Here is an 11606-nt window from a genome sequence, read left to right as displayed (position 1 = left end):
AGCGATGACCAACGACACGATCAACCTCGGCTTCACCCCCGGCGACGCCGTCATCGTGACCGGTGCCGGCAGCGGCATCGGTCGCGCGGTCGCCCTCGGCGCGCTCGACGCCGGCCTGCGCGTCAGTGGCTGGGACCTGCGCCCCGACGGCCTCGAGGACCTGGCGGCCAAGGGTGTCCACACCGCGGTCTGCGACGTCGCCGACGCGTCGGCGCGCGCCGACGCGCTGTCCGCGACGACCGCTGCCCTGGGCGGAGTGCCGCGCTACCTGGTCAACAACGCCGGCCCGTCCTCGCAGGTGCCCCTCGACTTCGAGGAGGCCGTGCGGATCAGCGTCGGCAGCGTGCGCGGCCTGACCCAGGACTGGCTCGACGCCGGTACGCCGACCGGCTCGGCGATGGTCGTGACAGCGTCGGTCGCGGGCAACAGGGTCGGCACCGAGAGCGACTGGTACTCCGCGTCGAAGGCCGCCGTCATGGGCTACGTCCGCCACCTGGCGGCCCACAAGGCGGACCTCATCCGCGCCAACGGCATCGGGCCGGGCATGACCGACACCCCGCGACTGGCCGGCTTCGCGCAGTCCGAGATGGGCCACCACATCCTCGGCCGGGTTCCGCTGAAGCGGATGGGCCGGCCCGAGGAGATGGCCTGGCCGATCCTCTTCCTGCTGTCACCGCTGGCGTCGTACGTCAACGGCGTCTTCCTGCCGGTCGACGGCGGCTGGACGATCACCCAATAGCGTCGGCAGGGCTCAGGCGGTCAGCCAGCCCGGTCGGGCCGGCGGACGCAGCTCGCGCAGCGTGAGGGCCCGCTCCTCGAACAGCTGAGCCGTCCGCTCGGGGTCGGTGAAGCACCAGAAGTCCCCGCGAGCCACCGCCTCGAGGAGGAGCGAAGCCGCCCGCCCGGGCTCCATGCCCTGCTCCTGGATGGCCGTCGCCATCCGGGCGAAGGTGGCGCGCGCGTCGGCGTCGACCGGGTCACCCCCTCGCCGTACGTCGTCGAAGATCCGGGTGCGGACCCAGTTGGGCAGCAGCGCCGAGACCTGGACAGGGGTCTCGGCGGCCCTCAGCTCGAGGTCGAGGCACTGCACCAGGGCGAGGGCGGCGTGCTTGCTGGCGACGTACGCCGACTGGTACGGCAAGGAGGTCACCGCGCCTGTCGACGCGACCACCGCGAAGACCCCCGGCCGCTCCTGGGCGGCCATCCGCGGTACGGCGGAGCGCGCGCAGTGGAAGGCGCCGTCGCTGTTGACGGCCATCACCCGGCGCCACTGCTCGGGCGTCATGTCGCAGACCCGGTCGCCGGACTCGATGCCGGCGTTGCTGACGACGAGGTCGACGCTGCCGTGCTCCGCCCAGACCGAGGCGAACAGGGCGTCGACCGCGTGGCCGTCGGCGACGTCGAGGACATGGGCCGCGGCACTGCCGCCCGCCGCGACGCACGCGGTCGCGACGGCGGTGGCGCGGTCGCGGTCGACGTCGGTGACCAGCACGTGCACACCGTCCGCGGCGAGGCGGGCAGCCATCGCCTCCCCGAGTCCCGATCCCGCGCCGGTCACCAGGGCGATGCCGCCTCCGAACCGGTCTGCCACTGCTGTGCTCATCAGACCTCCTGATCGCGCTCCTCCAGGCGCTCGGCGAGCATCCCGCGCACGGTGGCGCGCGAGAGCTTTCCCGTGGTGGTGTGGGGCAGGGCGTCCATCCAGACCACGGCGTCGGGCACCTCGTACCTCGCCAGTACAGCCCGCGCCCCGGCCAGCACCGCCGCGTCGTTCCGCCCATCGGCATCCGCGTCGTCGGCGGGCACCGCGACCGCGACCAGCCGCTGCCCGCGCCGCGGGTCCGGCAGGCCCACGACAGCGACCTGGGCGATATACGGCGACTGAGCAAGCGCCTGCTCGACCCGCACCGGGTCGACGTTGAACCCCGACACGACGAGCTGGTCATCGACGCGCCCGGTGATGCAGAGCGTGCCGTCCGGGTGGACGTGTCCCTCGTCGCCCGTGGCGAGCCAGCCGCCGGCATCGGTGGGGACGGCGACCTGGTAGCCGCGGGTCAGCACCCGGCCACGTGCGCCCGCCGGCAGTGGATCCCCCAGGGCGTCGACCACGGCCACCTCCACACCGGGCACGACGGTCATCGGGGCATGGCCACCGCTGGTCAGCCGGCCGATGTCGGGGCAGATCGCGACCGTGCCACAGGTCTGGGTGAGTCCGTACCCGGACGACACCCGCGGGATCCCCGCCACGGCGGCCATCGGCAGCAGCGCGTCGGGACGCACCTCGGTCGCACCGGTCATGAACAGCCGCACCTGCGGGCCCAGGCTTGCGCCGGCGGACACCGCGGCGGCGAGGTCGTGCAGCAGCGCGGGCGGTCCCGCGACGATCGTCGCGGAAGAGTCCCGGACCAGCCCGGGCAGGGCTTCGCGGTCGCGCTCAGGCACCAGCCGCACGGACGCGCCGGTCAGCAGAGCCAGCACCAGCAGCCCGTTGAAGCCGAAGGAGTGCGCCAGGGGCACGACACCCAGCAGCCGGTCACTCCGGTCGATGTCGAGCATGGCCGCCACGTCGACGTACAGCCTCACCAGCACGTCGTGGTCCATCGCCACCGTGCTCCGGTGCCCCGCCGTGCCCGACGTCGCGAGCAGCACGGCGGGTCCGGACGGTTCAACTACCGAATCTGTCGCCGGATCGGCCGATGCGCGACGAATCCGGTAGTTGAACCGACCACAGACCAACCTGAGGTCGAGCTCTCCCTCCACCGGGAACTCGGCCACGACGACCCGGGCGCCGACGCGGTCGGCGTAGGCCTGCCGGGAGCCCACCGGCTCCTCCGCCCCGAGGGGCGCCAGGGTCGCGCCGAGCAGGTGGACGCCGCCGGCGACGAGCACCCACTCGACCGTGTTCCTGGCCTGCAGTACGACGACGTCTCCGGGCCCCACACCGGCGCCCCGGAGCGCATCAGTGACGGCCTGGGCGCGCGGCAGCAGCTCGGCCCAGCTCAGCCACCCGCGACCGTCGTCGACGGCGGGATCGTCGGGATGGACGCGGGCGCGTTCGATCCAGAGCTCGGCGATGGTCGCAGCCACGTGTCCCACCCTGCCGGTGACTCGTTGGTAGGTCACCTCTGATTTCACTCCTTGGCCAACCAAGCGCTCGACCGGGACACGGGTATTCCTAGTAGGTATAGTTCGAACCGTTACCAGATAGCTAGGATGAAGCCCGTGCCGACCAAGGGACCCGACGTGCCGTCGGACGACGCCGCGCCCACGCTCCCCCCCACCGGATGGGCGGTCCTCGGGCTGCTCTCGTTCGGCGAGGAGCTGTCCGGCTACGACCTCAAGCGCTGGGCCGACTGGAGCTTGAAGTTCTTCTACTGGTCGCCGTCGTTCTCCCAGATCTACGGCGAGCTGCGCCGGCTGGAGAAGCTCGGACTCGCCAGCTCGCGGATCGAGAACCGCGACGACGTCCGCGGCAAGCGGATGTACCAGATCACTGACGCTGGCCACACCGCGCTGCGCGACTGGTCGGCCGACGACCACGTCGACCCGGTCGTCCTCAAGCACGGCGTGATGCTGCGCCTGTGGCTCGGTCACCTCTCCGATCCCGACCGGCTGCGCGCCGTGCTCGCCGAGCACCGCGACCAGTCCGAGCGGATGCGGGTCCGCGCCGAGGCCGACCGCGAGGGCGCGACCGCCGAGCCCGGCTGGGCCTTCCCCGAGCTGGTGCTGCGCTGGTCGGAGCGCTACTACGCCGACGAGCGCGACCGGGCCGAGCTGATGCTCGCCGAGCTCGACGAGGCGGCACGCACCTGGGGCACGTCGTCCGCGGCCGAGGCCCGGCGTACGTCGGAAGAGCTGCGGCAGCACCGCGGCTAGGAGGGGTACGGCGATGACGGAGTCAGCGACGCGACTGGGCGTCCTCGAGCGCGCGACGATGATCCTCGACGCGTTCGACGACGCACCGGGCCCGCTCGGGCTCGACGACATCGCCGAGATCACCGAGCTCCCCCGCACGACCGTCTTCCGGCTGCTGACCACGCTGCGCGACCTCGGCTGGGTCCACCACGACCGCCGCGGCTACTCGCCGGGGCGCCGACTGAACGCGACCGGCGGCGAGGGCGAGCACCTCGACCTGCGCGCTGCCGCGTCGGTCGCGCTCAACGAGCTCCAGCTCGCCACGGACGCCGTCGTCCACCTCTCGGTGCTCGACGGCCCGATCGTGCACTACCTCGACAAGGTCGGCGGCGCCCGCGCCACGACCATCCCCTCCCGAGTCGGCGGCCGGATCATCGCCACCGACTCGGTCAGCGGACTCGCGATGCTGGCGGCCCTCGCCCCGGAGCAGGTCGACGCCCTGGTGGGTCACCTCGACCGTACGCCGGGCGGGCTCGAGTCGGTGCACCACGAGCTGGCCGCCGTACGACGCCGCAAGGGGATCGCGATCCTCGACGGCCTCCCCGGCACCGGGATCAGCTCGATGGCCACGGTGGTCCCGGGCCCGCGCGGCCCGCGACCGATCGCCGCGATCTCCGTGGTCCGGCGCGGTCACCTGCCGCTCCCCGTCGTCGGCCCGCTGTTGCTCGCCGCGGCCCGGACGACCAGCCGCACGCTGTACCCGGACTGGGTCCCGTCGAAGCGCGGCGCCGTCCTCCGCCTGGCCTGAGAGCACGCCGACCCGGCAGAAAGTTGCGCCGGGTCGGCGCCGACCCGGCGCAACTTTCTGCCGGGTCGGCGATCAGGTCAGCCCGCGGTCTTGCCGAAGTACGCGTCCTGCAGCAGCGTCATGTCGCTGACCTCGCTGGCGGGCGAGGAGAGCATCGTGCGGCCCATGTCGAGGACGGTGACGTGGTCGGCGATCGCGAAGGACGCCTCGACGGCCTGCTCGACCAGGAGGATGCCGATGCCGGTCTCCTTGAGCTGGTGCACCCGCTCCATCACCTCGTTGACGATGACCGGGGCGAGGCCGCCGGACGGCTCGTCGAGCATGAGCAGCCGCGGCTGGGCCATCAGCGCCTGGCCGATGGCGAGCATCTGCTGCTGGCCGCCGGACATGCTGGCCGCGGGCAACGCCCGCTTCTCGGCGAGGATCGGGAACAGCTCGTAGATCCGCTCGGCCTCGGAGCGCAGCTCGGACCGCTTCATCTTGCGGGTGTAGCCGCCGAGGAGCAGGTTCTGCTCGATCGTCTGCGAGTGGAAGACTCGCTTGCCCTCCTGCACGTAGGCGATCCCCTGCCGCACCCGCTGGTGCGCGGGCACCTTGGCGAGCGACTCCCCGCGGTAGCGGACCTCGCCGGCCACGATCTTGTTGAGGCCGCTGATCGCACGGATCGTCGTGGTCTTGCCCGCGCCGTTGCGGCCGAGCAGGACGGTGATCTCACCGGCCCGCACGTCGAACGACACGTCCCACACGACCCGCAGGTCGCCGTAACCGGTGCCGAGGCCGCGGACCTCGAGCAGCAGCTCGTTCGCCTTGTCCCCGGTGCTCTCGGTGCTCATCGGTCGGCCCCTTCCGCCGCTCCATCGGTGAGTACGTCGGCCAGCACCACGTGCGCGGACGCCGGCGCGTCGGGGTCGATGCCGAGGTACTCGCTCATCACCCGCTCGTTGTTCTGGATCTCCTCCGGCGTTCCCTTGGCCATCAGCTCGCCGTGGGCGAGCGCGACGATCTCGTCGGCCAGGGAGAGCACGAGCTGGAAGTTGTGCTCGACCAGGACGACGGTGCCGCCCGCGTCGCGCACCCGGCGGATCACCTCGGCGAGCCGCTCGACCTCGTCCTCGTCCAGGCCGGACGCGGTCTCGTCGAGCAGCAGCACGCCCGGGTTGCTGATCAGGCAGCGGGCCACCTCGAGGAGACGACGCTGGCCCAACGGCAGCGCGGTCGCCTCGGCGTTCTCCAGGTGCCGGATCCCGACCAGGTCGAGCACGCGGTCGGCCTCGGACAGGTCGCCCTTGCGGACCTTGCGGTAGCGGGGCAGGCGCAGCACGGCCTCGAGGACGGTGGCCCGGTGGCCGGCGTACCGACCCGCCATGACGGCCTCGCGGACGGTGATGCCCTCGGGGATGTTGGGCGTCTGGAAGGTGCGCGCCACGCCCGTGCGGGCGACCCGGTCCGGGCCCATCCGCTGCAGCTGCCGGTCGTCGAGGGCGATGACGCCCGCGTCGGTGCGGTAGAAGCCGCAGATCATGTTGAGCAGGGTGGTCTTGCCCGAGCCGTTGGGCCCGATCAGCGCGGTCACCCGGCCCGGCGTGGCGGTGAGGTCGACGCCCTTGAGCGCCTGGTTGCCGCCGAACGCCTTGGCGACGCCCTCGACCTTGAGCACCTTGCCGGGTACGGCGGGCACCTCGTCGGCCGCTGAGACGGACCGCTCGGACCGCTCGGCCGCGGTCGAGAGGTCCTCTGCGACCAGCCTGCGCCACAGCGCCCGGGCCAGGCCGGAGAGGCCGCCGGTCAGCAGCACGCCGCCGATGATGAGGAAGGCGCCGGTGACGACCAACGAGTACTTCTGGAAGTCGGTCGACTGGTTGAGGCCGAACTGCAGGATGAACGCGCCGAACACGGCGCCGTACACGCTGGCCGAGCCGCCGAGCACCGACGACGCCAGGATGGTGGTGGCGACGGTGAACGAGAAGGCCTCGGGCGAGATGTACAGGTCCAGGCTGGCGAAGAGCGCGCCGGCGAGACCCGCCGGGACGGCGCCGAGGGCGTAGGCCATCAGCTTCATCCGGAACACGTTGATGCCCATCGAGGCCGCGAGTACGGGGCTCTGCTTGAGTACCCGCAGCGCGGTGCCGTGCCGGGAGACGGCGATGTTGCGCATCACCGCGAACCAGCCGACGGTCACGATCGCGATGACCATGAAGTAGTCCTCGGGCGTGAGCAGCCGGCCGAACAACGTCGGCGAGAGGATGCCGCTGAGGCCGTTGCGGCCGCCCGTGTCCTCGCGGAAGATCGCGATCACGTCGGGCAACAGCAGCACCAGGAAGAACGATGTCATGGCCAGCGACCAGCTGCCGAGCCGCAGGCCCGGGATACCGGTGACCACTCCCACCAGCAGAGCCGCGACCCCGGCCGCGACGAGCTGCAGCACGATGTCGGTGTGCCCGTGCAGGGAGAGCAGGCCTGCCGTGTAGGCGCCGGCGGCGTACATCGCCACCTGGCCGAGCGCGAGCTCACCGGCGAAACCGAGGCTCAGGTTGAGGCCGCTGACCAGCAGCGACAGGATCATCGCCAGCTGGAGCTGGCGGACGATGGAGTACTCCAGGTTGAAGTACGGCACCAGGATCAGCAGGATCCCCAGCGCCAGCGGGACGATCCAGAGCGGACCGCCGGCAATGCGGCGTGCGAGCGTCTGAGCAGCCATGGTCAGACCACCCTTTCCTTCGTGCGGACGAAGAGCCCGGCGGGACGCACCATGAGGACGGTGATGAGAATCAGGAAGACCGCGAGGTTGGCGTACTCGCCGCCCAGGTAGCGCGAGGCGTAGGCCTCGGCCAGCCCGACCAGGGTGCCGCCGACCAGGGTGCCCGGCATCGAGCCGAAGCCGCCGATGGCCAGGACCACGAAGCCCTTGAGCGCGAGCGCCGCACCGAGCGTGGAGACGGCGAAGGTCTTGGACCCCACGAACATGCCGGCGAAGCCGGCGAGCGCACCCGCGGCCACGAAGGCCATGAAGGCCATCCGGCGCACGTTCACGCCGCGCAGCAGTGCGGCCTCGCGGTCCTCGGCCATGCCGAGCAGGGCCAGGCCGGTCAGCGAGCCGCGGCTGTAGATGCCGAGCGCGACGACGAGCAGCACGGCCAGAGCGATCAGGAACAGCTCGACCGGGTAGGCCCGGCCGCCCAGCAGCGTGAACGCCTCGTCACCGCCGAAGAAGGGGACCGTCAGGGGCTGCGTGCCCCAGGTCAGCTGGGCGATGCCGTCGAGGAGGATCGAGGCGCCCAGCGTGGTGACCAGGATGTTGTGCATGTCGCCGACCGGGCGGATCGCGATCCGCTCCTCGATCGCGGCGACCAGGGCGACGGCGATCGCCGCCAACGGGACCACCGCCAGGGCGGGCAGGTCCCAGGTCACGAGACCGGTGTAGGCCACGAAGGCGCCGACCATGGTCAGCTGCGCGTGGGCGAAGTTGAAGGTCTTCGAGGAGATGAAGACGATGTTGTAGCCGATGGCGACGATCGCGTAGATCGCCCCCAGGGACAGGCCACCCCAGATCAGAGTCACGGTGATTCCCTCGGGTCGTACGGCGAACGCCGGCGGGACGGGTCACCCCACCCCGCCGGCGTCAGCACGTCAGTGGAACTGGCCGTCCTTGAGCGGGCCGGGGGCGATGAACTCGAACTCCTCGGGCGCCGGGTTGGCGGCGTGGGAGTCGGCCGAGAAGCGGTAGGTGCCGATGACCGCGGTGGTGGCCTCCTCCTGCACGTCGGCGTCGAGGAGCGCCTCGGCGATCTTCTTCGGGTCGGTCGAGTCGGCCTCGTCGGCGGCGGCCTGGACGAGGGCGAGCGCGTCGTTGTTGTAGGCGAGGATCAGCGTCGCCTTGATCGGGTCGATCTTCTTCATCCGGGCGACCAGGTCGTTGGCGTCGGTCGCAGCCGCGTCGTACGCGGTGCTCTTGAAGACCTGCATCACCAGGTTCTTGACGGCGGGCGTGCCGAGGACGCCCGAGGGCGGCTCGGTGGAGATCAGCGTGGTGGCGGACACCGAGGTGTTGCCGACGATCGGGATGTCCCAGCCGAGCTTCTCGATGCCCTTGAGGACGTAGCCGAGCGGGGCGCCGTACGCGTCCAGCACCAACACGTCGGGGCTCTTGGCGCGGATCGCCTCGAGCTGCGCGGTCATGTCGAGGGCGGCGACGTCGTACTCCTCGTTGGCGACGACATCGAGGCCGGCGGCGTCGAAGGTCTTCTCGGAGGCGGCGCCGTAGACCTCGCCGTAGGAGCTCGAGCCGTGCAGGATGCCGACCTTGGCGTAGCCCTTCTCCTCGAAGTACGGCGGGTACGCGTCGAGCTGGTTCTGCGCGCTGGCCGAGAGGTCGAAGTTGAGCGGGAACGCCTTCGGGTCCGCGGAGGTCGCGGTCGGGCCGATGTTGAAGGACAGGATGCTGTTCTGCTTGAGGATCGGCAGGGTCGCGTCAGCGACGGTCGACGGGCCCGAGTTGAGGACCAGGTCGGGCTTGCCCTTGGCGATCGCCTCACGCAGCTTGGTGACGGCGACGGTCGGGTCGGCCTGGTCGTCGAGGACCTCGATCTTGACCTTCTTGCCGTCGATCCCGCCGCTGGCGTTGACGAGGTCGACGCCGGCCTTCGCGGACAGGACCGAGGTGGAGGCGTTGTCGGCGAGGGGGCCCTCGGCCGAGATGCCGCCGAGCACCAGGACGCGGTACTCGCCGTCCTTGCTGCCGCTGCCGGAGTCCTCGCCGGCGCAGCCCGCGGCGACCATGGCGAGGGCGGCGAGTCCGCCGACCACCTTGAACAGACGTGTCTTCATCCCAGATTCCTTCTGATGAGCGTGGGCAGGCCGGGCAGGCCCGCCAGTTCGACGCGAGGAGCCGAGCCTCTCGTTATGACCTTCCGGGGTATTACGAATCGTCATAGTAGGTGACAAACCAAGCAAACGCTAGGGCAAGCGGCAAGGGATCTCGCGCGATCCCTGCGTGCTCGATGCAAGCACTCAGCTCCGTTGCCTGCCGGCCGATGGGGACGAGGTCACGTGATCGTCGAGCCAGCGCGATCTACGTCATCGCACGCACCTGGATCGCACCATGGGGACCAGCGCCACCACGCGGCCGTCGTACGCCGCGGAGCACGACCACGAAGCCGACCGACTCGAGTCGCTGCGCTCTTACGCGCTCCTCGACACCGAGCCCGAGGACCTGTTCGACGACCTCGTCCTCATCGCCGCCCGGATGTGCGGTACGCCGATGGCGGCGGTGGCCCTGGTGGACGACGAGCGAGTGTGGTTCAAGGCCCGTTTCGGCATCCGGCGCACCGAAGTGCCGCGCGGCTTCACCTTCTGTGAGCAGGTAGTGGCCCGCAAGGAGCCCCTCGCGGTGGCCGACTCACGGCTCGATCCGCGATTCCGCGCCGCCGCCGACGACGGAGTGCTGGCGTACGCCGGTGTGCCCCTCGTGGGCCGCGACGGCCTGCCCATCGGCACGCTCTGCGTGTTCGACACCGTCGCCCGCCAGCTGCCGGACAAGTCCGTCGAGTGGCTGCGGATCCTGGCCGAGCAGGTCGTCGCCCACATCGAGCTGCGACGCACCGACCACCGAGCGGGTCTGGCCGACGGCTTCGAGACGTCCGGGCTGCTGCGACCCGAGCGGATCCGCGCCGCCCTCGACAACGGCGAGCTGTTGCCCTGGTTCCAGCCGGTGGTCGACCTGCACACCGGCCGGCGTTGCGGCGCGGAGGCGCTCCTGCGCTGGGAGCACCCGGAGCACGGACCGATCCCCCCGTCGGCCTTCCTGCCCGTGCTCGAGGCGACCGGGCTGATCCTGCCGACCGGACGCCAGGTGGTGCGGCGCTCGCTCGCCGCACTGCGATCGGTCCTGGACACGGTCTCCAGCGGCTCCGCCGAGGGGCCCGGGTTCGGCGTATCGATCAACGCCTCGGCCGTCGAGATCGCCCAGCCCGGGTTCGCCCGGCGGATCATCGACGAGATCGCCGAGCAGGCCGTCCCGGCCGGCGCCGTGACGATCGAGCTCACCGAGACCGGAGGCCCGACGCCGATCGAGGTGCTGCGCCCCGAGCTGCAGCAACTGCGCGACGCCGGGCTGCGGATCGACGCCGACGACTTCGGCAACGGCCACTCGACGCTCCAGCGCCTGCTCGACCTGCCCCTGACCGGGATCAAGCTCGACCTGTCGATCATCAGCCGGGTCCCGCACGACGTCCGGGTGGCGCGGGTCGTGCAGTGGCTCGTCGACGGCGCCCACGATCTCGGACTGTCCGTCGTCGCCGAGGGCGTGGAGTGCGAGGAGCAGCGCCTGTTCCTGCGCGACGTCGGCTGCGACCGGGCCCAGGGCTACCTGTTCGGGCGACCCGCGCGCGATCTCGATCCGGGTCCCACTGGGTGAGTCGAGCGACTTGTCGTCGGTCCCGTGCACCGGAAGGCTCGCCTCCGTGACCCCGACGACCGCCGACCGGCTCGCTCTCGACGACCTCGTCCACCGCTACACCCTGCTGGTCGATCAGCGCGCGTTCGCGGCGGTCGGTGACCTGTTCACGTCCGACGCGGAGCTGGTCCTGCCCGATCCGCCGTCCTCCCTGCAGCCGACCGTCGAGGTGCTCGGCCGAGAGGCCGTGGTCACCGCTCTCGGCCGGCTCGCCGGCTTCGCGGCGACCTTCCACGCCGTGGTCGGCCGGATCGCGGACGTCGACGCGGATCGACCCGACCGAGCGACCGGTCGGGTCGCCTGCGAGGCGCACCACGTGAGCACGGCGGATGACGGCCGGGCCCAGGACCTGACCTGGTACCTGCACTACGACGACGAGTACGCGCTGGTCGACGGGCGTTGGCTGATCGCCAGGCGAGCGCTGACGATCGAGGTGATCACGACCGGACCGGTGCGCAAGGTCCGTTCCTGAGGGGCCGGGAACCGCCACGC

11 protein-coding genes are annotated in these 11606 nt (G+C 71.3%); 5 read left to right on the top strand and 6 right to left on the bottom strand.

What is annotated here, in order from left to right:
- Positions 1-4 precede the first annotated feature (4 nt).
- Positions 5-739, top strand: a complete 735-nt coding sequence (locus tag FBY23_RS03795) for an SDR family NAD(P)-dependent oxidoreductase (RefSeq protein ID WP_141796929.1) — start codon at positions 5-7, stop codon at positions 737-739.
- Between the two features lie 12 nt (positions 740-751).
- Here the strand turns inward: FBY23_RS03795 and FBY23_RS03790 are convergent, their stop codons facing one another.
- Both FBY23_RS03790 and FBY23_RS03785 read right to left on the bottom strand, forming a co-directional pair.
- A complete protein-coding gene (locus FBY23_RS03790; RefSeq protein WP_141796928.1) occupies positions 752-1603 on the bottom strand; it encodes an SDR family oxidoreductase in 852 nt (283 codons plus the stop codon).
- Positions 1603-3087 carry a class I adenylate-forming enzyme family protein gene (locus FBY23_RS03785; RefSeq protein ID WP_160158148.1) on the bottom strand — a complete coding sequence of 495 codons (1485 nt, stop codon included), beginning with the start codon at positions 3085-3087 and terminating at the stop codon, positions 1603-1605. The genes FBY23_RS03790 and FBY23_RS03785 overlap by 1 nt, the downstream gene beginning before the upstream one ends.
- 135 nt (positions 3088-3222) lie before the next feature.
- Here FBY23_RS03785 and FBY23_RS03780 point away from each other — a divergent pair, with 135 nt between their 5' ends.
- Both FBY23_RS03780 and FBY23_RS03775 read left to right on the top strand, forming a co-directional pair.
- Positions 3223-3876 carry a helix-turn-helix transcriptional regulator gene (locus tag FBY23_RS03780; RefSeq protein ID WP_222117715.1) on the top strand — a complete coding sequence of 218 codons (654 nt, stop codon included), beginning with the start codon at positions 3223-3225 and terminating at the stop codon, positions 3874-3876.
- Positions 3877-3889: 13 nt separating this feature from the next.
- Entirely contained in the window at positions 3890-4663 is a 774-nt protein-coding gene (locus FBY23_RS03775) for an IclR family transcriptional regulator (RefSeq protein WP_141796925.1), read from the top strand.
- A 77-nt stretch (positions 4664-4740) separates the two neighbouring features.
- Here the strand turns inward: FBY23_RS03775 and FBY23_RS03770 are convergent, their stop codons facing one another.
- The 4 genes from FBY23_RS03770 to FBY23_RS03755 form a co-directional block, all read right to left on the bottom strand.
- Positions 4741-5496, bottom strand: a complete 756-nt coding sequence (locus FBY23_RS03770) for an ABC transporter ATP-binding protein (protein WP_141796924.1) — start codon at positions 5494-5496, stop codon at positions 4741-4743.
- Positions 5493-7361 (bottom strand): ABC transporter permease subunit, encoded by a 1869-nt coding sequence (locus tag FBY23_RS03765; RefSeq protein WP_141796923.1) that lies wholly within the window; start codon positions 7359-7361, stop codon positions 5493-5495. Before FBY23_RS03765 ends, FBY23_RS03770 begins: the two co-directional genes overlap by 4 nt.
- A gap of 2 nt (positions 7362-7363) precedes the next feature.
- A complete protein-coding gene (locus FBY23_RS03760; protein WP_141796922.1) occupies positions 7364-8221 on the bottom strand; it encodes a branched-chain amino acid ABC transporter permease in 858 nt (285 codons plus the stop codon).
- A 69-nt stretch (positions 8222-8290) separates the two neighbouring features.
- Positions 8291-9487: an ABC transporter substrate-binding protein gene (locus FBY23_RS03755; RefSeq protein WP_141796921.1), complete on the bottom strand. Its 1197-nt coding sequence runs from the start codon at positions 9485-9487 to the stop codon at positions 8291-8293.
- 274 nt (positions 9488-9761) lie between these two features.
- Here FBY23_RS03755 and FBY23_RS03750 point away from each other — a divergent pair, with 274 nt between their 5' ends.
- On the top strand, positions 9762-11075 hold the full coding sequence (locus FBY23_RS03750; RefSeq protein ID WP_141796920.1) for an EAL domain-containing protein: 1314 nt from the start codon (positions 9762-9764) through the stop codon (positions 11073-11075).
- A gap of 46 nt (positions 11076-11121) precedes the next feature.
- Complete coding sequence (locus FBY23_RS03745; RefSeq protein WP_141796919.1) at positions 11122-11586, top strand: nuclear transport factor 2 family protein; 465 nt, start codon at positions 11122-11124, stop codon at positions 11584-11586.
- Positions 11587-11606: the final 20 nt, after the last annotated feature.

Origin of the sequence: Nocardioides sp. SLBN-35 (assembly GCF_006715725.1) — a bacterium.
Classification (GTDB): Bacteria; Actinomycetota; Actinomycetes; order Propionibacteriales; family Nocardioidaceae; genus Nocardioides.
The sequence above is the reverse complement of the archived record's forward strand: the minus strand, read 5'-3'. Positions and strand labels throughout refer to the sequence as shown.